We start from the raw sequence: 22,084 nt of genomic DNA, 5'->3' as shown, positions 1-22,084 counted from the left end.
CGCCACGTGCGCTACGCGGGATGGTGCTGGTACAGCCAGGTTTCCGACAGCGTCTGATCGCCGCTCTTGAGATAGAGCCGCATGTCGACCGTCTCCTTGCCGTCGGCCGTGAAGTCGAACTGCGCGCGCCAGTGGCCGGGCACGCCGTTGGGCACGGCCTCGGCGAACAGGTAGGAGAACTTGCCGCGTGAAGTGGTCAGCACCAGCTCGGGCCTGGTGCCGGTCGGCAGCGCGGCCAGCGGGCCGCCGAGGAACTCGACCATGAACTTGCGCACGCCCGCGGGCCGCGGCTGCCCGGGCTGGCCGCCGCGGCCGGTGCGCGTGGCCACGCAGCGCGCCAGCGGCGAAGGGTAGGGCTCCACGTCGGTCCAGTGCAGCCGGTAACGCAACGCGAACCGCGAGCCGGCCGTGGCCGGCGCCTTGGGCACCCAGAAGGCGACCGTGTTGTCGTGGATCTCGTCGTCGGTCTGGATCTCGATGAGTTGCACGGCGCCTTCGCCCCAATCGCCCATGGGCTCGACCCAGAGGCTGGGGCGCTTCTCGTAGTGCACGCCGTCGAGGTAGTGCTCGAACGCGCGGTCGCGCTGCAGCAGCCCGAAGCCGCGCGGCCGGGTGTCGACGAAGGCCGAAGCGGTGGTCTGCTCCGGGTTGTTGAGCGGGCGCCAGATGCGCTCGCCGCCACCGCTCCACATCGCCAGGCCGTCGGAGTCGTGCACCTCCGGGCGCCAGTCGATGCTGCTGGGATGCGTCTCCGAAAACCAGTACATGGAGGTCAAGGGCGCGATGCCCAGCCGTGCCACGTCGCGCCGCAGGAAGAGCCGGCACTCGACGTCCATCCGCACGGCCTTCGTGCGCTCCATCACGAAGCGGTAGGCACCGGTGATGCTCGGTCCCTCGAGCAGCGCATGGACCGTGACGCTGGTGCTGCCCGGTGCCGAAGGCTCGAAGTAGAAGCGGGTGAAGGCCGGAAACTCTTCGGGCCGGTCGGGCTCGGCCACGTCGATCGCGATGCCGCGCGCCGACAGGCCGTACTGGTAGAGCTCGCCGATGGCGCGGAAGTACGAGGCGCCGAGGAAGGCCACCCAGTCGTTCTTCTTCCAGTCCAGCTGCTTCGGGTCGCCGAGCCGGCTTTCCTGGAAGCGGAAGCCCGCGAAGCCCGCGCCCGGCGGCAGCTTGCGCGCCGGGCTGTCGGCCGGCATGTCGAAGTAGCCCGGGTCATAGAGGATCTCGCGCGAAAAGGCGTCGCCCGCCGCCGTCTCCAGCAGGTGCATGTGCACCGGCGTCGGGAAGAAGCGCCCGAGGTGGAAGAAGGTGACGGGGAAGTTGCCCGGGCCGTCGCGGAACAGCGCGCTGTCGGTGTCGAAGCGGATCTTGCCGTGGGCTTCGTAGTCGATGCGCTCGAGCACGCCGGCCGGCAAGGGTGCGGCGGCGACGAAAGGCCTGGAGGCCAGCGACTCGGCCAGGGCGGCGAGCCGGTCGAAGGAGAAGGGGCTGGGAGGACCGAGCTGAAGCCCGGTGGCCGCGAGTGCGTCGGCAGGAAGTCCCAGGGAGGCGAGGGTCAGTGCGCTGCCACTGGCGGCAATGAAGTGTCGTCGATGGAGCATGTGCCGACGATGGTGCACAGGCGCTCGGCACGCGGGTGTAGGCGCAGGGCTCCCGCTGAAACCGTTGCAACCGATTCAACTTGTTGCATGCGCCGTGCACCTCGGTTCAGGCAAGCCCGGATGAGCGGACTTGCCTGAGGACACGCAGGTCAGCAGGCCTTGCCGTGCGCCACGTGCGCGCCCTTGGCCTTGGCATCGGCCTCGGACATGTACGAACCCTGCTTGGTCTTGCCGAAGTACTTGTCGCTGGGGCAGTGGTAGACCTTGCCATTGACCCAGACCTGGCCGGCGGTGGCGCCCGGTGCAGGCGCCGCGGCAGCGGCGGTCGCCATGGGCTTGGCCGCGGGAGCGGTGGCCGGTGCAGCCGGTGCAGCCGGTGCAGCCGGTGCTGCGGGTGCCATCTGGGCTGCGGGCGCGGGGCTCATGGCAGCGGGCGCTGTGGGGGCCTTCTGCGCGAAGACCGAGGCGGTGAAGACGGTACCGACAGCCAACAGGATCAGAGCTTTTTTCAAGGTTGCATCTCCAGGTACGCACGGAAAGACGTGCATGCCCCAACCAACGCCCCGGTGATCTTTCTGTTGACCGCCGAGTTGTACGCGTGTGTGTCGCACCATCGGCGCGTGATTTTCGTCACCCTGCATCGCGCCCGGCGAGGGCGAGGCCGCTGCCGGCGTTCAGCCGGCCATCAGCTTCTGCACCAGCTCGGCCGTGGTGGCGGCCGCGTACTTGCGCATCAGCCGCGCGCGGTGCAGCTCGACCGTGCGGTGGCTGATGCCCAGCACGCGGCCGATCTCCTTGGAGGTCAGGCCCTGCATCACCTGCGCCGCGACCTCGCGTTCGCGCGGCGTGAGTTCGGCCTTGGCGCTGCGACGCGAGCCCAGGTCCTCGAAGGTCCAGATGCCGGCCTCGTGCGGTGCGGCGCGGTTGAGCGCATGGCCGGTCACGTGGCACCAGAAGGTCTCGCCCGCAAAGGCGCCATGCAGGCTCCCGAGCCGCCGCATCATGCGGTTGTCGGCGTAGCGGCCGACGTGATTGAGGATCGGCACCATGCGCTTGCCGATGCGCTCGAACTCGGCCACGCTGGGATAGAGCACCTGGAAGGACTGGCCCACCAGCGTCTCGCGCGCGGCACCGAACATCTCGCACAGCCGCTGGTTGCAATCGACCATGGTGCGGTTGCGCGACAGCACCATGCCCACCGGCGCGTGCTCGAAGGCCAGCCGGTAGTCGATGGCGCCGAGGCCGGGGGCGGCCGGGGGTGCGCGGGTCTGCTCAGGTGTCTCCATTACGAAATACTACGTATGCGGGTACGTAGTATCGTCGGAGGCTCTTTCTTCATTCCTTCTTTCACTCAGCTCGCGAGGATCACGACCCATGGTGAACAAGATCTATGCCTCCGCCAAGGAGGCGCTGGCCGGCGTCGTCGCCGACGACCAGATGCTCGCCGTCGGCGGCTTCGGCCTCTGCGGCATCCCTGAAGCGCTCATCGATGCGCTCAAGGACAGCAACGTGCAGAACCTGACGGTGGTCTCGAACAACGCGGGCGTCGACGGCTTCGGCCTCGGCAAGCTGCTCGAGACCCGGCAGATCAAGAAGATGATCGCCAGCTACGTGGGCGAGAACAAGGAGTTCGAGCGTCAGTTCCTGGCCAAGGAGCTCGAGCTCGAATTCACGCCCCAGGGCACGCTGGCCGAGAAGCTGCGCGCCGGCGGCGCGGGCATCCCGGCCTTCTTCACCAAGACCGGCGTGGGCACGCAGGTGGCCGAGGGCAAGGAACTGCGCGAGTTCGACGGCGAGACCTACGTGATGGAACGCTCGCTGGTGCCCGACGTGGCACTGGTCAAGGCCGACGTGGCCGACAAGTCGGGCAACCTGCGCTTCCGCCTCACGGCGCGCAATTTCAACCCCGCGGCCGCGATGGCCGGCAAGGTCTGCATCGTCGAGGTCGAGAAGATCGTCGAAGTCGGCGAGCTGGGCCCCGACGACATCCACCTGCCGGGCATCTACGTGCACCGCATCGTGCTCAACGCCAACCCCGAGAAGCGCATCGAGAAGCGCACCGTGAGCGCGGCCGCACCGGTCGATGCCGCGGCTGCCAAGGTCGAGGCGCAGGCCGCCATCGCGCAGGCCGCCGCCGGCAGCGAAGTGCCCGTGCCCACCGTCCCCGTCAGCAAGAAAGAAGGAGCCTGAGATGCCCTGGACCCAAGACCAGATGGCCGCACGCGCGGCCCAGGAACTCGAAGACGGCTTCTACGTGAACCTCGGCATCGGCATCCCGACGCTGGTGGCCAACCACACGGGCACCAAGGAAGTCTGGCTGCAGAGCGAGAACGGCATGCTGGGTATCGGCGCCTTCCCGACCGAGGACAACGTCGACGCCGACCTGATCAACGCTGGCAAGCAGACCGTCACGACGATTCCCGGCTCGGCCATCTTCGGCAGCCATGAAAGCTTCGCGATGATCCGCGGCGGCAAGATCAACCTGTCGATCCTGGGCGCGATGCAGGTCAGCGCCAAGGGCGACCTGGCCAACTGGATGATCCCGGGCAAGATGGTCAAGGGCATGGGCGGCGCCATGGACCTGGTGGCCGGCGTCAAGCGCGTGATCGTGCTGATGGAGCACGTCGCGAAGAAGAAGGACGGCACCGAGGACCTGAAGATCCTCGAAGAGTGCACGCTGCCGCTGACCGGCGTGGCCGTGGTCGACCGGATCATCACCGACCTGGCCGTGTTGGACGTGACGCCCGAGGGCCTGAAGCTGGTCGAACTCGCCGACGGCGTGAGCTTCGAGACCCTGCAGGCCAAGACCGGCGTTCAGCTGATCCGCTGATCCTGCCCCGGAGCCGCCCGCCCTCGGCGGCTCCGGCCTCCCTTGCTCAGGAGGCGGGCTGTGGTGCCGCCGGTGCGGGGGTTGCAGCAGGTGCCACTGGCGTCACCGCCGGTGCCACGGGCGGCACCACCGCCTGCGGATTCGGCGGCAGCTGGTAGCTCCAGGTCTCGCTCAACGGCTTGTCGCCCTGCATCAGCGCGGCGCGCATCTCCACCGGCAGCGCCGGGTTCTTCACCTTCACCCGCAGCGACACGCGCACGCCCTTGATGGCGGGATTGCGCTGCACCGTGTTCTCCAGCAGTTCGGCGTTGTCGCCCACGCTCACCAGCGCGCTGACCGGCGTGTCGGGCGGCAGCTTGGCCAGCACCGGGCCCTCGAAGTCGATCAGGAAGGCGCTGCTGCCGTCGAACGCGCGGATCAGGTTGGCCTGCAGCTGCTCGCCGTCGGTGTGGAAGGTCTGGCGCACCCAGGCGTTGTCCTGGCCGTGCAGCGCGGGCTCGTCGGTGGTCCAGTGCATGCGGTAGGCGAACTGCAGGGCCTGGCCCTTGCGCGTGGGCTCGTCGGGGGTCCAGAAGGCCACGATGTTGTCGTTGGTCTCGTCGGGCGTGGGGATCTCCATCAGCGTGACCTTGCCCTTGCCCCAGTTGCCCTGCGGTTCGATCCAGGCGCTGGGCCGCAGGTCGTAGCGGTCCTTGAGGTCTTCATAGCGCCAGAACTCGTGGCCGCGCTGCAGCAGGCCGAAGCCCTTCGGGTTCTCGACCGTGAAGGTGCTGATCGCGAGGTTCTTCGGATTGTTCAGCGGACGCCACAGCCATTCGCCGCTGCCGGTCTGGATGGCGAGGCCGTTGGAGTCGTGGATGGCCGGGCGGAAGTTGCGCTTCAGGTCCGACTGCTGGTTCGGGCCGTAGAGGAACATGCTGGTCAGCGGCGCCACGCCCAGCGTCTTGATGTCGCCGCGCACGAAGACGTTGGCCTGCACGTCGACCACCGCATCCTTGCCGCCGGGCGTGAGGATGAACTGGTAGGCGCCGGTGGCGCGTGGCGAATCGAGCAGCGCGTAGATCACGATCTGCTTGTCCGTGCCCGAGGGTCGCTGCACCCAGAACTCGCGGAAGTCGGGAAACTCCTCGCCGCCGGGCGGCGCGGTGTCGATCGACAGCCCGCGCGCCGACAGGCCGTAGACCTGGCCCTTGCCGACCACGCGGAAGTAGCTCGCGCCCAGGAAGCTCATGATCTCGTCGTTCTTGCCCGCCTGGTTGATCGGGTAGAGCACGCGAAAGCCCGCATAGCCCAGCGTGCTGGTCGCGCCCTTGTCGAAGTTCAGGTTGCCGAAGTCGAAGCGCTCGGGGTCGTACTTGATCTCCTGCACCGTGTCGCCGTTGATCTCGTTGATGCGCACGGGCGCATTGAAGTGCATGCCCTGGTGATAGAAGTTCAGGCGGAAGGGCGTGGCCTGGTCGCGCCACTCGAAGCGGTCGGCGCGCGGTTGCATCTTCTGGTAGTCGGCGAACTGCATGCCGCTGAAGACCGGCGGCAGGTTGTTGGCGCGCGCCGCATAGGGCTGCTCCATCAGCGCGCGCGCCTTGGCGGTCACGTCGTCGAGCGAGAAGGCCTGGGCCTGGCCGGCGCACAGCAGGGAGGCGAGGGCGCCTGCGCACAGCAGGGGGAGCGACGGCGTCTTCTTCAGTGGGGCGTTGGGCTTGGAAGTCATGAAGTGGTGTCTGCGAGGCAGGTGGAAGGCAGAGGTGCGGGTGCGGTGCGATGAACTCGCGGTGATTCCCGACAAGAATCCGCGGGAGGCTCCGCCACACTCGAGGTCGTGGCGTTCATGCGTCGGGAACCGTGGCTTCGACGCTTGAAAGGCCCGACTGTGTAGGAGGAATTGCGCGGGCGATGAGCATGAAATGCGAAGGCTTCGGCAACGAGGCGTGATCGCCTCGCCAACATGCGCTTAGCTTAGCATCGCCGATTGCGCGAGCCTGTCGGCCAAGACCGGCTTTGCGGCTCACCATCTGAAAGGGATTGATTTTGAAGATGTCGTTTCTGCTGGCCGTCGCGGCCGGCCTGGCCAGCCCGCTGGCCTTCGCCCAACACGATCCCGCAGCGCTGAACAACAAGAGTGCCTTCATTGCCGACATCGTGGGAAAGATGAGCCTCGATGAAAAAATCGGCCAGCTGCGCCTGATCAGCATCGGCCCCGAGATGCCCATCGCGCAACTCGCCGAGGAGATCACCGCCGGTCGCGTGGGCGGCACCTTCAACTCGGTCAACCGCCCGCACAACCGGCTGCTGCAGGACGCGGCCATGAAAGGCCGGCTGAAGATCCCGATGTTCTTCGCCTACGACGTGATCCATGGCCATCGCACCACCTTCCCGATCGGCCTGGGCCTGGCCTCGAGCTGGGATATGGCGGCCGTGAGCCTGATGGCACGCACCGCCGCCAAGGAAGCAGCCGGCGATTCGGTCGACATGACCTTCGCGCCCATGGTCGACATCGCGCGCGACCCGCGCTGGGGTCGCACCTCCGAGGGCTTCGGCGAAGACCCGTACCTGGTGTCCGAGATCGCGCGCGCCACGGTCAAGGGCTTTCAGGGCTCGCTGCCGGTGCCGGCCGACCGCATCATGACCAGCGTCAAGCACTTCGCGCTGTACGGCGCGGTCGAGGGCGGGCGCGACTACAACACGGTCGACATGAGCCCGATGCGCATGTACCAGGACTACCTGCCGCCGTACCGCGCCGCGATCGATGCCGGCGCGGGCGGTGTGATGGTGGCGCTCAACTCCATCAACGGCGTGCCGGCCACCTCCAACACCTGGCTCATGCAGGACCTGCTGCGCAAGGACTGGGGCTTCAAGGGCGTGACCGTGAGCGACCACGGCGCGATCGTCGAGCTCATGCGCCATGGCGTGGCCAAGGACGAGCGCGAGGCCGCCAGGCTCGCGATCAAGAATGGCATCGACCTGAGCATGGCCGATTCGGTCTACCTGAAGGAGCTGCCCGGCCTGGTGCAGTCGGGCGAGGTCACGACCGGCGAGATCGACAGCGCGGTGCGCGAGGTGCTGGGCGCCAAGTACGACATGGGCCTGTTCCACAACCCCTACCTGCGCATCGGCGTGGCCAAGGACGATCCGGCGGACCTCGACGCCGAGAGCCGCCTGCACCGCCCGGCGGCGCGCGAGGTGGCGCGCAAGTCGATGGTGCTGCTCGAGAACCGCAACAGCGCCCTGCCGCTCGCGAAGTCGAAGACCATTGCGCTGGTCGGTCCGCTGGCCGATGCGCCGATCGACATGCTGGGCAGCTGGTCGGCCGCCGGCAACTCGAAGAACGCCGTCACGCTGCGCACCGGCCTGAACGCGGCCGTCGGCACGCAAGGGCGCGTGGTCTATGCACGCGGCGCCAACATCACCAACGACGAGGCCATCGTCAAGTACCTGAACTTCCTCAACTGGGACACGCCCGAGGTCGTGCAGGACAAGCGCAGCCCGGCCGCGATGATCGAGGAGGCCGTGGCCGCCGCGCGGCAGAGCGACGTGGTCGTCGCCGCCGTGGGCGAGGCGCGCGGCATGTCGCACGAATCGTCGAGCCGCACCAGCCTCGACCTCCCGCAGAGCCAGCGCGACCTGATCACCGCGCTCAAGGCCACCGGCAAGCCGCTCGTGCTGGTGCTGATGAACGGCCGCCCGCTGGCGCTGCAGCGCGAGCAGCAGGAGGCCGATGCCATCCTCGAGACCTGGTACACCGGCACCGAAGGCGGCCACGCGATCGCCGACGTGCTGTTCGGCGACTACAACCCCTCGGGCAAGCTCCCCATCTCCTTCCCGCGCTCGGTCGGCCAGATCCCGACCTACTACAACCATGCCCGCCTGGGCCGGCCCTTCACCGTGGGCAAGCCGGGCAACTACACCTCGCAGTACTTCGAGGAGACCAACGGTCCGCTGTACCCTTTCGGCTATGGCCTGAGCTACACCGACTTCGCACTGTCCGACGTGGTGCTGTCGGGGCCGACCATGGCCCGCAACGGCAGGATCGAAGCGGCCATCAACGTGAAGAACACCGGCCAGCGCGCGGGCGAGACCGTGGTGCAGCTCTACATCCAGGACGTGGCCGCCTCGGTGGTGCGCCCGGTCAAGGAGCTCAAGGATTTCCGCAAGCTCATGCTGCAGCCCGGCGAGCAGCAGACGGTGCGTTTCACGATCGACGAATCCAAGCTGCGCTTCTTCAACGCGCAACTGCAGAACGTGGCCGAGCCCGGTGCCTTCAACGTGCAGGTCGGCCTGGATTCCGAGGCCGTGAAGCAGCAGACTTTCGAGCTTCGATAGCTTCTTGGCGAGCAGGGGCGAACGATGAATGCAAGGCACACACTGGAGAGCCTCTGGCGGCAGGCGGCGCTGCCCGAGGAGGCGCTGGCTTTCGCGCAGTTGGCGGGCGCCGACCCGGTGCTGCCCTCGTCCTTCGCCGTGGGTGCCGCGGCGCAGAGCACCATCGCCGCGGCCGCGCTCGCGGCTTGCGAACTGGGCCACCAGCGCGGCGTGCCGCGCCAGCAGGTGGCGGTCGACATGGCCCATGCGGCCCTCGAGTGCACCGGCTGGTTCAGCCTCGACGGTCGCGTGCCCGATCTGTGGGATGCCTTCTCCGGCCTCTACCGCTGCGCCGACGGCCATGTGCGCATCCATGCCAATTTCAAACACCATCGAGAGGGTGCGCTCCAGCTGCTGGGGCTCGATGCAGCGACCGCCACGCGCGCCGATGCCGAGCAGGCGCTCCTGAACTGGCGCGCCATCGATTTCGAGACCGCCGCGGCCGAACGCGGCCTGGTCGCGACCGCGCTGCGCCGTTTCGCCGACTGGGACGCCACGCCCCAGGGGCAGGCGATCGCATCGCAGCCGTTGTTCACCATCGAGCGCATCGGCGAGGCGGCGCCACGCACCCTACCGCCGCTGCGCGAGGACCAGCGCCCGTTGAGCGGCTTGCGCGTGCTCGACCTCACGCGCATCCTGGCCGGCCCGGTCGGCGGGCGCGCGCTGGCGGCCCATGGCGCGGACGTGCTGCTGACCAACTCGCCGAACCTGCCCAACATCGAGGCCATCGCCGAGACCAGCCGCGGCAAGCTGTCGGCCCATGTCGATCTGCAAGGCGACGCGGGCCGCACCACCTTGCGCGGGCTCGTGGCCGAGGCCCATGTGTTCTCGCAGGGCTACCGGCCCGGTGGCCTGGCCACGCTGGGCTTCGGCCCGGCCGAACTGGCCGTGCTGCGGCCCGGCATCGTCTATGTCTCGCTCACCGCTTACGGCACGCAGGGCCCCTGGGCCGGCCGGCGCGGCTTCGATTCGCTGGTGCAGACCGCGATGGGTTTCAACCATGCCGAGGGCGAGGCCGCGGGCGATGGCAAGCCCCGCCCCATGCCCATGCAGATCCTCGACGAGGCCACGGGCTACCTCATGGCCTTCGGTGCCGCGACGGCCCTGCGCCGGCAGCAGCGCGAAGGCGGCAGCTGGCACGTGCAGGTGTCGCTGGCGCAGACCGGGCAATGGCTGCGCGGGCTGGGCCGAATCGAGGGTGGGCTCGCTGCGGCCAAGCCCGACATCGCGCCCCTGCTCGAGACCTCGGCCTCGGGCTTCGGCGCCTTGCGCTCGGTGCGCCACAGCGCCTTGTTGGCGCGCACGCCGGCGGGCTGGCCGCGGCCGTCGATGCCGCCCGGCAGCCACGCCGCCGCGTGGCCCTGAGCGCCAGTCGAAGCGCGCGCGCTGACTAGAATCGGCACCGCATCGTTCAGCAACAAGGAATCAGCGTGAAGCTGTGGTGGGTCGGAACTCTCGTGTGGGTCGTGTCGACCTTTGTGCAGGCGCAGGCCACCTGGTTCACCGTGGTCGGCAATCGGTCGGACCCTGGCGCCGAGACGGTCGAGGTCGATCCCCTGGCGGCCCGCAGCGACGGCGATGTACGGGTGATGAGCGTGCGCGTGAGCCGCGCGGGCCCGCGCAAGAACTGGGAGGGCTTGCCCTATCGTTCCTATGTGTCCGAGGTGGCCTTCGATTGCCGCGCCGGCCGCGCCGAGTACCGGCGTGTGAGCTTCCATGCCCAGCCCCTGTGGCAGGGGCCGGTGCTCAAGGAAGTCGACTACCAGAAGGCGCCCAAGCCCATGAACTTCCTCGGGATGTCGCCCAATCCGACCGCGCGCATCGTGCGCGCGGCCTGCCGCGGCGTCGATTGAACGCGGCCTTGCCCACCCTCAGCGCCCGCGCAGCAGCGCATCGCGCAGGGCGCCCGCCGCATTGATGCTCTTGGCCAGGCTCATGGCGTTGGTCGTGGTGTCGATCAGCGTGCGGGTCTGGATGCTCTGGTTGTCCAGGGTGTTCTGGACCACGGTCGCAGCCGCCGGCAGGCTGGTCGGCGCCGCCACACCGGCTGCCCCTGCCACGCCAGCTGCCCCCGCCACGCCGGTTGTCGCCACCACGCTGTTGTTCGGGCCGACCTGGACCAGGTTGGCGCTGTTCATCTGCCGCTCGAGGGCCGCGGCCTGGACCGGCGTGATGCGCGCCACGTCCGGCACGTTGAAGGTGATCGCGGCCAGCAGCACGCCGTTGACCGTGATCGAGCGGCTGATGCCGAAAGACACCATCAGCCCGCCGCCCAGGTCGAAGCCGCCGCGCATCCGCTCCAGCGTGGCGTCGCCGACGGTCATCCAGGTCGTCCGGTCCGCGGCGGGCGCCTTGCCGGGCTGTGCGTTCGCCGCGGCTGCGGCGCCCATGGCCAGCAGCAGGGTCAGGGCCAGGCGGGCGGGGGTGTGTGCGGTGTTCATCAGAACTGTCCCGGCCCGTTTCTGGGCATCGAATTGAGCAGTGCATCGCGCAGCAGGCCCGAGGCCAGCGGCGCCGCGGGCGCGGCGCGCCAGTCGGACGCGAGGTTGAAGCGTGCGATCTCCATCCGGTTGTGGACCACGAAGAGCAGCTTCTGCTTCCACTGCGCCTCGAAGGCGGCGCGCGCCATCGCGCGCGTGCCGTTGGCCGGGTCACCGATCAGCACGCGCTCGTTGTCCAGCCCCTTCACGACCACGAAGTGGTGGTAACCGTTCTCCGTGATCAGGGCGATCGCCGGCACGCCGGACTCGCGCAGCTTGTCGAGCGGCTGCTGGAAACCGTCGGCTTCAAAGCCCCTCGTGTGCAGGAAGCGCTTCATGTCGAGCAGCGAGAAGCCCTCGCGCCGGATCTTGTCCTGGTCGCCGGCCGCGAACATCTGCTCGAACACTTCCTGTTCGGAGGTCGTGCGGCCGTAGTGGTGTGTCAGCAGCGTCGCGACGGCGGCCGAGCCGCAGCTGAAGTCGTACTGCTGCAGCAGCGTGCCGGCCTGCTTGATCTGCTGCATGCTGCGCACCGGGACCGCATAGCTCGCGCCCCCCATCTCGGTCAGCCGGACCGCGCGGTCCTGGGCCAGGCCGGTGCCCGAGGCCGCCAGGCAGAGCAGGGCGGCGGGGCACAGAAGGCGCAGAGGCGACATGGGGCACTCCAGGCGGCTTGAAAGCCGCTATTGCATCTTCACGTTGACGATCACGGCGTTCTGGATCAGCACGTTCGCCCCCGAGTTCTGCACCACCAGCGGCAAGCCGGCCATGCCCGAGAACGCGCCCGTGGAGATCGTGTTGGCGCCGGTCGTGACCTGGCTCGCGGTGTTGCCGGCGGTCACGCCGTCGAGCCGCATGTCGTTCTGCGTGAGTTCGTGACCGCCCCGTATGGTGGCCAGTGCCGAGGCATCCACGGGTGCGGCGAAGGCCGGGCGCGCGGCTGCGGGATCGGGCGCTCGATGGCCGGTCTGGGCCGCGAGCGGGAAGGGCAGCAGAGCCGGCAGCAGCGCGATCGCCGCCGTTGCCAGGCCGCGCCGCAGGGACGTGGTACGCATGATGGCTCCTCGAGAGGAAAGACACGGTCCTTGGCGGCGCGCGGTGGGCGCGCCGCCAAGGACCCGGCAGCGACTCAGCGCACGCTCAGGTTGGCCTGGACGTTGACGCTCTGCTGCACCAGGCTGCTGATCCCGCTCTGCTGGTTGGCGATCATGATGCCGGCGGCCGATTGCCCGACCGAAGTCATCGTGTTGGACATGTTGAAGGTCCCCGCGCTCACGGTGTTGGTGCCGCCGGCGCCACCAGTGCCGCCCTGGCCGACGCCACCGGTGCCGCCCATCGCGGTGTTGGTGCCGCCGCTGCCCGCGCCGCCGGCGCCGCCCGTGCCGCTGCCGCCCGCACCGCCGTTGCCGGCCGTGTTGTTGCCGTTGCTGGCGTTCCCGTTGGTGGCACTGCCGTTGGTGGCCGCGCCGCCGGCGCCGCCGGTGCCGTTGCCGGCCGTGCGCGGCCCGGTGTTGGCGGTCATCGGCGAGCCGCCGGTCCCACCCGCACCACCCGCTGCGCCCGTGCCGGTGCCCGTGCCGCCTGCGCCGCCCGTGCCGGTGTTGCCGCTGGTGCCGCCGTCGCCGCTGGCGATCAGGCCGCCACCGTTGGCGTTGCCGCTGCTGCCGGTCATGCCCCCGTTGCCGCCGCTGCCGCTGCCGCCACCACCGCCGCCGCCGCCGGCGCCGTTGGCCGTGGCCGAGCCGCTGGAGTTGCTGCCCGAGGCGCTGCCGCCCGAGCCCCTGCCGCCGTCGCCGGCCGAGGCGCTGCCGTTGGTGGCACTGCCGTGGCTGATGGCACCGTTGGAAGAACTGCCGCCGGTCGCGCCCACGGCGCCGGTGCCCACGGCACCGTTGCCGCCGACACCCGCACCTTCGGCCGTGCCGCCCCGTCCCGTGCCGCCATAACCACCCTGGCCGGTGGCGCCTGCCGCCGAGCCGGTGTTGTAGGCGTAGTTGCCGATGCCGTGCACCGTGTTGCCGGTGACCACGCCACTGAGTGTGCTGCTGGCCGTGGCCGTAGTGACGTTGAAGGCATTCGAGAAGGTGCCGGTCGAGCCATTGTTGAGCGCCACCGAGCGATCGGCAGCCGCGCGGGCAGCGCCGGAGTTGCGGTTGGTGCTCTGGTCGCGGCTGTCGCTGGTGCGCAGGTTCGTGCTGGAGTCGGTCTTGGTGGTGGTGGTGGTCTTGGTGTTGGTGTTCGTCTTGGTGTCGGTCTTGGTACTGGTGCTGGAGTCCGAACTGTTGTCCTGCCAGGCGCGTGCGTCGTCGGCCGCGTTGGCACCGGTTCCCGACTGCGTGATGTCAGCCAGCACGGCCGTGGAGGCGAATCCGAGGCCGAGCGCGATGGCCGAAGCCAGAAGTGTCTTGTTCATGAAGTCTCCAAAAGGTTGGTTGAATTTCGAGCCAAGAGTTGTGCAGATGCGCAACGGTTTGCTCAATGCAAATTCAATGCCAATACTTTTGGCTGCAGGTGACGACGAAAATTGGGTTGTTTTACAGCTTCCAACATCCTGAATTCGGCGGATCTTGTCACATTGATGTGACATGAAAATCGGAAGGACTCGGACTGAAATCCTTTTGAATCAATGGCTTGGTTGTTTGGGCGTGTTAAAAATTTTGTCGCGTCGCCGGGACTATCGCGTTCGGAATAGGCCGAATTGCAGATCAAACCGTTGCTTGAGTAAACATGATTAATTGATCCTTTCAAACCGGAAACAAGGTGTCAAAGTAGTAAGGAACAAAAGTTAACAATTATTTCTAGCAGAAGTAAATATGCGGGAACTTGGCTCGATAGCATCCGTTGCAACGAAAGTTCCAAAAAGAAGTGTGAGGGCTGGCATGCAACAACCAAGAGCCTTGAGAAACTGGGTCCTCTGCATGAGCGCCGCGACCGCCTGGGGGGTCGTCGAGGCGCAGCAGGCCCCGCCAACGCCGCGCCGAGCGCCGTCGTCATCCGCGCTGACGGAACTGCAGCGCCAGGTCGCCGAGCAGGCTCGCGAGATCGAGGCGCTGAAGCAGTCCATGGCCCAGCAGGAATCGCGCTACGGGGAACTCGAGCGCTCGCTGGCGGAAAACAGGAACGCCTCCGACCGTGCCACCGCGGCGGCGACCGCGGCCACGGTGGCGGTCGATAGCCGGCCGGTCGTGAGCGCGCCGCCCCGTGCGATCCAGGTCGGCCAGGCGCCGAGCCAGGATGCGCGGCTCAATGTGGCGCCGCTGTTCGAGCAGCCAGGCATCCTCACGCCCAAGGGCTCGATGGTGCTCGAGCCTTCGCTCCAGTACGCCTACTCGTCGAGCAACCAGGTGGCGCTGGTCGGCTACACCATCATCCCGTCGCTGCTGATCGGCCTGGTCGACGTCCGGCAGGTCAAGCAGAACACGCTCACCAGTGCGCTCACCGGACGCTTCGGCATCACCAACCGCTTCGAGATCGAGGCGCGGGTGCCCTATGTCTACCGGTCGAACTCGACCGTCAGCCGGGAGATCTTCACCGGCTCGGCCATCGACAACGTGTTCGAGACCAGCGGCCGCAGCCTTGGCGATGCCGAGGTCACGGCGCGCTACCAGCTCAACGAGGGCGACGCATCGACGCCCTACATGATCGGCACGTTGCGCTTCAAGTCGCGTACCGGCAAGGACCCGTTCGAGGTGGTCACCGACTGCGTCACGCGCTGCGTCGGCAACACCACCGGCACCGGCCTGCCGCTGGACCTGCCCACGGGCTCGGGCTTCTACACGCTGCAGCCCGGCCTTACCTGGCTGTTCCCCTCGGACCCGGTGGTGTTCTTCGGCAGCTTCAGCTATGCGCACAACTTCAAGCGCAGCAACGTGAGCCGCGAAGTGCGCGACGGCGCGCGCGAGTTTCTCGGCGACTTCAAGGCCGGCGACATCCTCGGCATGAACTTCGGCATGGGCCTGGCGCTCAACGACAAGTCCTCGTTCAGCATCGGCGTCGACCTGAACTCGGTCGGCCGCGTCAAGCAGAACGGCCTGCCGGTGCCGGGCTCGGTGCGCACGCAGCTCGCCACGCTGATGCTGGGCTACTCCTACCGCTACGACGCGAAGCGGACGGTGAACATCTCGGTCGGGGCCGGCCTGACACGGGATACGCCCGATCTCACGCTCACTGCGCGCATTCCCTTCTCCTTCTAGTTCGGCCATGGTCGCGCGACGACTCCTCTGCGTGGCGCCGGGTGGTCGGCAGCAGTCCCTGCTCGAGACGCATCTGCGGGCCGAGGCCTGGGAGGTGAGCTGGGCCGTCGATCTGGCCACGGCGCGGCGCCTGCAGCAACGGCTGGACATCGGCTTCTGCCTGCTGCTGCTCGACCGGGTCGACGCCGCGCTGACCGACGAGATCGCGGCGCTCGTCGCGCCCGGCAGCGAGGTTCAATGGATCGCGGTCTTTCCCTCGCGTGCGCTCGAACTACCGTCCTTCCAGCAACTGGTGCTCGAGGCCTTCTTCGATTACCACACCGAGCCGCTCGACCCGAGCTGCCTGCTGCAGATCATGGCCCGGGCCCACCGCCATGCGTGCCTGCGCGCGGCTTGCCGGAGCCCGGTGTCCGCGGGCGCGCCCGACGGCCTCGGCATGGTGGGCAAGAGCGACACCATGGCGCAGCTGCGCCGGCAGATCCAGAAGGTGGCCGCGACCGAGGCGCCGGTGCTCATCGGCGGCGAGAGCGGCAGCGGCAAGGAACTGGCCGCGCAGGCCATCCACCGCGGTTCGGCGCGCTTCGGCGGCCCCTTCGTGGCGGTGAACTGCGGCGCCATCGTGCCGGCGCTGGCCCAGTCCGAACTGTTCGGGCACGAGCGCGGATCCTTCACCGGCGCCATGGCCGACCGGCGTGGCCTGATCGCATCGGCGCAGGGCGGCACGCTGTTCCTCGACGAGATCGGCGACCTGCCGATCGAGTTGCAGACCAATCTGCTGCGCTTCCTGCAGGAGAAGACCATCCAGCGGGTCGGGGCCACGCGCAGCCTGGCGGTCGACGTGCGCGTGGTCGCTGCGTCGCACGTCGACCTGGCCGAAGCCGTGGCCAGCGGCAAGTTCCGCGAGGACCTCTATTACCGGCTGCACGTGTTGTCGATCACCGTGCCGCCCCTGCGCGAACGCAAGGAAGACGTGCCGATCCTGGCCCAGCATTTCTACCGGCGCTGCATGGCGGAGCTGAGCCGCACGCGTGTCGACGGTTTCAGCCGCCAGGCGATTGGCGCCATGCTCACGCACGACTGGCCGGGCAACGTGCGCGAACTGTTCAACCGCGTGCAGCGCGCGCTGGTGATGACCGACAGCCGGCTGGTCTCTCCAGCCGACCTGGAACTCGCCGGCGAGGAGCGCGAGGCGGCCGGCGTCGGTCTCGATGCCGCCCGCACCCTGGCCGAAAGAGATGCCATCCGTCTCACGCTCGACCGCGTCGGCCGCAACGTGACCCATGCGGCGCGCGAACTGGGTGTCTCACGGATGACGCTCTACCGCCTGATGGAGAAGCACCACATCGGTCTCAGCCGGGCGCTTTGAGCTGCAACACGCCGCGCTGACTCTCGACCGTCTCGCGCAGGAAGTTCCACACCGCCTGCATGCGCGCCAGGTGCTTGGTCTCGGCCGGCATCGACATCCAGAAGGTGCGCGTGAAGTGCGCCAGCGCTGGCAGCACCGGCCTGAGCGAAGTGTCGCGCTCGGCGACGAAGGCCGGCAGCACCGCGATGCCGTGCCCCGCCGCGGTGGCCGCATGCTGCGCCAGGATGCTGGTGCTGCGCAGCGCGAACATGTCGGGCTTGTGCAGTTCGTCGAGGTACTGCAGCTCCTTGCTGAACAGCAGGTCGTCGACATAGCCGATGAAGCTGTGGCCCTGCAGGTCCTCGCGCGCCCGGATCGGGCCGTGCTGGGCGAGATAGGTCCTCGAGGCATAGAGCCGCAGCGTGTAGTCGGTGAGCCTGCTCACCACGACCGGGCCACGCGCCGGGCGCTCGAGCGAAATCACGATGTCGGCCTCGCGCCGCGACAGGTGCACCACCCGCGGCATGGCCAGCAGGTCGATCACCAGCCGCGGATGCTGGCGCGCGAAGCCCGCCAGCTGCGGCGCCAGCACCACGGTGCCGAAGCCCTCGGTGACCCCGACCCGCACCACGCCCGACAGCCCCTCGTGCGAGGCCGGCGCCGCGCGCTCGACGGTGCGGAACGCGCCCTCCATCGCCTCGACCTGCGGTTGCAGGCGCCGGCCGGCCTCGGTGAGCCGGTGGCCGCCGGCCTCGCGCGCGAACAGCGGCGAGCCGACCTGCTTCTCGAGCGCCTGGATGCGCCGCGCCACGGTGGTGTGATCGACCGCCAGCCGGCGGGCCGCGCTCTGCAGCGTGCCCGAGCGTGCGAGTTCGAGGAAGAAGCGCAGGTTGTCCCAGTCCATGCGTTGCGATTATGCAGATCGTGGGTGCATATTTGTCTATTGCCATCGCAAAAGTGCAAAGCTAGGATGGCCGGCTGCAACGTACGCATTCACCCGGAGACAACACCATGGACGCCACCACCACGCCGACCACCCAGGTCACCACCGTCAAGCTGCTCATCGGCGGCAAGTTCGTCGAGTCGAAGACCACCGAGTGGCGCGACGTCGTCAACCCGGCCACGCAACAGGTGCTGGCCCGCGTGCCCTTCGCCACGCCGGCCGAGCTCGACGCCGCCGTGGCCTCGGCCAAGGAAGCCTTCAAGACCTGGCGCAAGACGCCCCTGGGCGCACGCGCGCGCATCTTCCTCAAGCTGCAGCAGCTCATCCGCGAGAACATGGGCGAACTGGCCGCGATCCTCACGGCCGAACAGGGCAAGACCCTGCCCGATGCAGAAGGCGACGTGTTCCGCGGCCTCGAAGTGGTCGAGCACGCCTCGAACATCGGCAACCTGCAGCTCGGCGAGCTGGCCAACAACGTGGCCAACGGCGTCGACACGTACACGCTGCTGCAGCCGCTGGGCGTGTGCGCGGGCATCACGCCGTTCAACTTCCCCGCGATGATCCCGCTGTGGATGTTCCCGATGGCCATCGTCACCGGCAATACCTTCGTGCTCAAGCCGTCCGAGCAGGACCCGATGGTCACGATGCGCCTGTGCGAACTGGCGCTCGAAGCCGGCGTGCCGCCCGGCGTGCTCAACGTGGTCCATGGCGGCGAAGCGATCGTCAACGGCATCTGCGACCACAAGGACATCAAGGCGATCAGCTTCGTCGGCTCGACCAAGGTCGGAACGCACGTCTACAACCGCGCCACGCTGGCCGGCAAGCGCGCCCAATGCATGATGGGCGCGAAGAACCACGCCATCGTGATGCCCGACGCCAACAAGGAGCAGACGCTCAATGCCCTGGCCGGCGCGAGCTTCGGCGCCGCGGGCCAACGCTGCATGGCGGTGTCGGTCGCGGTGCTGGTGGGCGAGGCGCGCAACTGGGTGCCCGAACTGATCGCCAAGGCCAAGACGCTGAAGATCGGCGCCGGCACCGACAAGGGCGTGGACGTGGGCCCGCTGGTGTCCTGCGCCGCCTTCGACCGCGTGAACAGCCTGATCGAACGCGGCGAAGCCGACGGTGCGAAGCTGGTGCTCGACGGCCGCAAGCCGACCGTGCCCGGCTACGAGAAGGGCAACTTCGTCGGCCCGACGATCTTCACCGGCGTGAAGCCCGGCATGACCATCTATGACCAGGAAGTCTTCGGCCCGGTGCTGTGCATCGCCGATGCCGAGACCATCGACGAAGCCATCGAACTGATCAACAGCAACCCCAACGGCAACGGCACCGCGATCTTCACCCAGTCGGGCGCCGCGGCACGCAAGTTCCAGGAAGACATCGACGTCGGCCAGGTCGGCATCAACGTGCCGATCCCGGTGCCGGTCCCGATGTTCTCCTTCACCGGTTCGCGTGCCTCCAAGCTCGGCGACCTGGGCCCGTACGGCAAGCAGGTCATCATGTTCTACACGCAGACCAAGACGGTCACGGCGCGATGGTTCGACGACAGCACCGTGAGCCAGGGCGTCAACACGACGATCAGCCTCAAGTGAGGGGCGCGCTCCGCGCTGCGGTGGCGGCGTCGGCCATGCTGCTGTGCGCCGCGGGCGCGCAGGCGGCCGACGACGCGAACCCGCAGGACTGCCGGCCCGACGGCAACCAGATGCAGATGAACGCCTGCGCGGTGCGCGACTACCGCGCCGCCGACGTGGCGCTCAACATCCGTTACGGCGAGGTCATGAAGTCGCTGTCGCCGCAGGTGCGCACGGCCTTGCGCAACGAGCAGCGCGCCTGGCTCAAGGGCCGCGATCCCGGTTGCAAGACGGCCTCGAAGGGCAGCGAAGGCGGCTCGATCTGGCCGCTGGAGTTCTACACCTGCCTTGAACAGTCGACCCGCGAACGCACCGCCGCACTCGATCTCTGGAAGGGTCGTCAACAATGAATTTCGAACTGTCCGAAGAACAGAACGCCTTTGCCCAGACCGCGCGCGCCTTCGCCGCGGCCGAATTCGCACCCCACGCCGCGCGCTGGGATGCCGAGTCCTTCTTCCCCAAGGACGCCATCGCCAAGGCCGGCGAGCTGGGCTTCTGCGGCCTCTACGCGCCCGAGCGCGTGGGCGGGCTCGCGCTGCCGCGGCTCGACGCCACGCTGGTGTTCGAGGAGATGGCCGCGGTCGACCCTTCGACCACGGCCTTCATCACCATCCACAACATGGCGACCTGGATGCTCGGCACCTGGGGCACCGAGGCGGTGTGCAAGACCTGGGGCGAGGACCTGACCAGCGGCCGCAAGCTGGCCTCGTACTGCCTGACCGAACCCGGCGCGGGCTCGGATGCGGGCTCGCTCAAGACGCGCGCCGAACTGCAGGGCGGCGCGTACGTGATCAACGGCGGCAAGGCCTTCATCTCGGGCGCGGGCGCAACCGACGTGCTGGTGCTGATGGCGCGCACCGGCGGTGGCGGCGCGGGCGGCATCTCGGCCTTCGCGGTGCCGGCCGACGCACCGGGCGTGAGCTACGGCAAGAAGGAGCACAAGATGGGCTGGAACAGCCAGCCCACGCGCACCATCAGCTTCGACAACGTGCGCGTGCCGGCCGACCACCTGCTGGGCGCCGAGGGCGAGGGCTTCCGCATCGCGATGAAGGGGCTCGACGGCGGGCGCATCAACATCGCGACCTGCTCGGTGGGCGCGGCCCAGGGCGCGCTGAACGCGGCGCGCGGCTACCTGCACGACCGCCAGCAGTTCGGCAAGCCGCTCGCGAGCTTCCAGGCGCTGCAGTTCAAGCTGGCCGACATGGCGACCGAACTTGTCGCGGCGCGCCAGATGGTGCGCATGGCCGCGAGCAAGCTCGATGCCGCGCACCCCGACGCCAGCACCTACTGCGCGATGGCCAAGCGCTTCGCGACCGATGCGGGCTTCAACGTCTGCAACGACGCGCTGCAGCTGCATGGCGGCTACGGCTACCTGGCCGAATTCCCGCTGGAGCGCCTGGTGCGCGACACGCGCGTGCACCAGATCCTCGAAGGCACCAACGAGATCATGCGGGTCATCGTGGCGCGCAAGCTGCTCGAAGGCGATGCCGACATCCGGTAAGAATCACCGTTTGTCTTCCCTCTCAAAGAAATCCCAATGACCGAACCAGTTGTTCTCTTCAAGGAAATCCCGACCGCCAACGGCCAGCGCTTCGGCATCGCCACGCTCAACGCACCCGCCTCGCTGAATGCGCTGTCGGTCGACATGGTGCGCCTGCTCACGCCGCAGCTGCGCAGATGGGCGGCCGATGCGGGCATCGTCGGCGTGCTGATGGACGCGGCCGGCGAGAAGGCCTTCTGCGCCGGCGGCGACCTGCGCCAGCTCTACCAGACGCTGCTGGACTGCAAGGCCGGGCGCAACGAATACGCCGAGCGCTTCTTCGGCGAGGAATACGAGCTCGACCACCTGATCCACACCTTCCCCAAGCCGCTGGTCTGCTGGGGCCACGGCATCGTGATGGGCGGCGGCGTGGGCCTGATGGCAGGCTGCACGCACCGCGTGGTGACCGACGGCAGCCGCGTCGCGATGCCCGAGGTCAACATCGGCCTGTACCCCGACGTGGGCGGCAGCTGGTTCCTGCGCCGCGCGCCGGGCCGCACCGGCCTGTTCCTCGCGTTCACGGCCGCGCAGGTCAATGGCGCCGACGCGATCTTCGCGGGCCTGGCCGACGTGCTGGTGCCGCACGCGGCCAAGGCGCAGGTGCTCGAAGCCATCACCACCGCGGCCTGGAAGGGCACGCCAGAGGCCGACCGTGCGTTGATGTCGAAGCTGCTGGCGCAGGCAGGCGAGGGCGCCGCGGTGCCCGCCTCGAAGCTGCGCGAGCACTATGACCTGATCAACGCCACGCTGGCCGGTGAGGACCTGCTTGACATCGACCAGCGCCTGCGCGCGCTGCAGAGCGACGACCCGTGGCTGCAGACCGCTGTGAAGACCTATGCCAAGGGCGCGCCGAGCTCGGTCGCGCTGTCGTGGGCGCTGTGGCAGCGCGTGCCGCGCATGTCGCTGGCGGAAGTGTTCCGCCTCGAGTACTGGGCCTCGCTGGGCTTCTGTGCCCATGCCGACTTCGCCGAAGGCATCCGCGCGGTGCTGGTCGACAAGGACCGCAACCCGAAGTGGAATCCCGCCACGCTGGCCGAGGTCACGCCGGCCTTCGTCGAGGACCACCTGCGCGTGCGCGGCGAGATGGCACCGGAGCTGGTCGGGCTGACCTGAGACATCGGGCAGTCGGACGCAGAAGGCGCAGAGCTTTCGCAGAGGA

At 68.4% G+C, this 22,084-nt stretch carries 19 protein-coding genes and 1 pseudogene; 11 read left to right on the top strand and 9 right to left on the bottom strand.

What is annotated here, in order from left to right; genetic code table 11:
• Positions 1-11 precede the first annotated feature (11 nt).
• From K0H49_RS25930 to K0H49_RS25920, 3 genes and pseudogenes are all read right to left on the bottom strand, one after another.
• On the bottom strand, positions 12-1,604 hold the full coding sequence (locus K0H49_RS25930; RefSeq protein WP_219218823.1) for a glucan biosynthesis protein: 1,593 nt from the start codon (positions 1,602-1,604) through the stop codon (positions 12-14).
• Positions 1,605-1,753: 149 nt separating this feature from the next.
• A pseudogene (locus K0H49_RS25925) lies at positions 1,754-2,059 on the bottom strand (signal peptide protein); the annotation flags it as partial.
• A gap of 219 nt (positions 2,060-2,278) precedes the next feature.
• Complete coding sequence (locus K0H49_RS25920; RefSeq protein ID WP_219218820.1) at positions 2,279-2,890, bottom strand: LuxR C-terminal-related transcriptional regulator; 612 nt, start codon at positions 2,888-2,890, stop codon at positions 2,279-2,281.
• A gap of 91 nt (positions 2,891-2,981) precedes the next feature.
• Between K0H49_RS25920 and K0H49_RS25915 the strand changes: the two genes are divergently transcribed.
• Positions 2,982-3,794 carry a CoA transferase subunit A gene (locus K0H49_RS25915; protein WP_219219199.1) on the top strand — a complete coding sequence of 271 codons (813 nt, stop codon included), beginning with the start codon at positions 2,982-2,984 and terminating at the stop codon, positions 3,792-3,794.
• Position 3,795: 1 nt separating this feature from the next.
• A complete protein-coding gene (locus K0H49_RS25910; RefSeq protein ID WP_219218818.1) occupies positions 3,796-4,434 on the top strand; it encodes a 3-oxoacid CoA-transferase subunit B in 639 nt (212 codons plus the stop codon).
• Positions 4,435-4,480: 46 nt separating this feature from the next.
• On the opposite strand, the gene K0H49_RS25905 is transcribed toward K0H49_RS25910, so the two are convergent.
• Entirely contained in the window at positions 4,481-6,145 is a 1,665-nt protein-coding gene (locus K0H49_RS25905) for a glucan biosynthesis protein G (protein ID WP_219218816.1), read from the bottom strand.
• A gap of 323 nt (positions 6,146-6,468) precedes the next feature.
• Here K0H49_RS25905 and bglX point away from each other — a divergent pair, with 323 nt between their 5' ends.
• From bglX to K0H49_RS25890, 3 genes are all read left to right on the top strand, one after another.
• The gene (gene bglX, locus K0H49_RS25900) at positions 6,469-8,754 is read left to right on the top strand and encodes a beta-glucosidase BglX (RefSeq protein WP_219218815.1); all 2,286 of its coding nucleotides are present in this window, start codon (positions 6,469-6,471) and stop codon (positions 8,752-8,754) included.
• 24 nt (positions 8,755-8,778) lie between these two features.
• The gene (locus tag K0H49_RS25895; RefSeq protein ID WP_219218813.1) at positions 8,779-10,158 is read left to right on the top strand and encodes a CoA transferase; all 1,380 of its coding nucleotides are present in this window, start codon (positions 8,779-8,781) and stop codon (positions 10,156-10,158) included.
• Between the two features lie 65 nt (positions 10,159-10,223).
• Positions 10,224-10,646, top strand: coding sequence for a surface-adhesin E family protein (locus K0H49_RS25890; RefSeq protein ID WP_219218811.1), 423 nt, complete (start codon positions 10,224-10,226; stop codon positions 10,644-10,646).
• Between the two features lie 18 nt (positions 10,647-10,664).
• Here K0H49_RS25890 and K0H49_RS25885 read toward each other — a convergent pair whose 3' ends face one another.
• From K0H49_RS25885 to K0H49_RS25870, 4 genes are all read right to left on the bottom strand, one after another.
• Positions 10,665-11,234: a hypothetical protein gene (locus K0H49_RS25885; RefSeq protein WP_219218809.1), complete on the bottom strand. Its 570-nt coding sequence runs from the start codon at positions 11,232-11,234 to the stop codon at positions 10,665-10,667.
• The gene (locus tag K0H49_RS25880; RefSeq protein WP_219218807.1) at positions 11,234-11,929 is read right to left on the bottom strand and encodes a C39 family peptidase; all 696 of its coding nucleotides are present in this window, start codon (positions 11,927-11,929) and stop codon (positions 11,234-11,236) included. Before K0H49_RS25880 ends, K0H49_RS25885 begins: the two co-directional genes overlap by 1 nt.
• A gap of 27 nt (positions 11,930-11,956) precedes the next feature.
• Positions 11,957-12,328, bottom strand: coding sequence for a hypothetical protein (locus K0H49_RS25875; protein WP_219218805.1), 372 nt, complete (start codon positions 12,326-12,328; stop codon positions 11,957-11,959).
• Positions 12,329-12,402: 74 nt separating this feature from the next.
• Positions 12,403-13,686: a hypothetical protein gene (locus tag K0H49_RS25870; protein WP_219218803.1), complete on the bottom strand. Its 1,284-nt coding sequence runs from the start codon at positions 13,684-13,686 to the stop codon at positions 12,403-12,405.
• A 505-nt stretch (positions 13,687-14,191) separates the two neighbouring features.
• Here K0H49_RS25870 and K0H49_RS25865 point away from each other — a divergent pair.
• Entirely contained in the window at positions 14,192-15,466 is a 1,275-nt protein-coding gene (locus K0H49_RS25865; protein WP_219218801.1) for an acetate kinase, read from the top strand.
• Between the two features lie 7 nt (positions 15,467-15,473).
• Complete coding sequence (locus K0H49_RS25860) at positions 15,474-16,832, top strand: sigma-54 dependent transcriptional regulator (RefSeq protein WP_219218800.1); 1,359 nt, start codon at positions 15,474-15,476, stop codon at positions 16,830-16,832.
• Here K0H49_RS25860 and K0H49_RS25855 read toward each other — a convergent pair.
• A complete protein-coding gene (locus tag K0H49_RS25855; RefSeq protein WP_219218798.1) occupies positions 16,816-17,715 on the bottom strand; it encodes a LysR family transcriptional regulator in 900 nt (299 codons plus the stop codon). The two genes, K0H49_RS25860 and K0H49_RS25855, sit on opposite strands and share 17 nt — an antisense overlap.
• A 107-nt stretch (positions 17,716-17,822) precedes the next feature.
• On the opposite strand from K0H49_RS25855, the gene K0H49_RS25850 reads away from it, so the two are divergent.
• The 4 genes from K0H49_RS25850 to K0H49_RS25835 are packed head-to-tail and all read left to right on the top strand — an operon-like array spanning position 17,823 to position 22,038.
• A complete protein-coding gene (locus K0H49_RS25850; RefSeq protein ID WP_219218796.1) occupies positions 17,823-19,346 on the top strand; it encodes a CoA-acylating methylmalonate-semialdehyde dehydrogenase in 1,524 nt (507 codons plus the stop codon).
• On the top strand, positions 19,343-19,735 hold the full coding sequence (locus K0H49_RS25845; RefSeq protein ID WP_219218794.1) for a lysozyme inhibitor LprI family protein: 393 nt from the start codon (positions 19,343-19,345) through the stop codon (positions 19,733-19,735). The genes K0H49_RS25850 and K0H49_RS25845 overlap by 4 nt, the downstream gene beginning before the upstream one ends.
• Entirely contained in the window at positions 19,732-20,886 is a 1,155-nt protein-coding gene (locus K0H49_RS25840) for an acyl-CoA dehydrogenase family protein (protein WP_219218793.1), read from the top strand. Before K0H49_RS25845 ends, K0H49_RS25840 begins: the two co-directional genes overlap by 4 nt.
• Positions 20,887-20,922: 36 nt before the next feature.
• Positions 20,923-22,038: an enoyl-CoA hydratase/isomerase family protein gene (locus tag K0H49_RS25835; RefSeq protein WP_219218790.1), complete on the top strand. Its 1,116-nt coding sequence runs from the start codon at positions 20,923-20,925 to the stop codon at positions 22,036-22,038.
• Positions 22,039-22,084 lie beyond the last annotated feature (46 nt).

This window comes from Variovorax boronicumulans, from assembly GCF_019352895.1.
Classification (GTDB): Bacteria; Pseudomonadota; Gammaproteobacteria; order Burkholderiales; family Burkholderiaceae_C; genus Variovorax; species Variovorax boronicumulans_A.
Note: the sequence above shows the minus strand (reverse complement) of the source record. Positions and strands in the feature narration are given on the sequence as shown.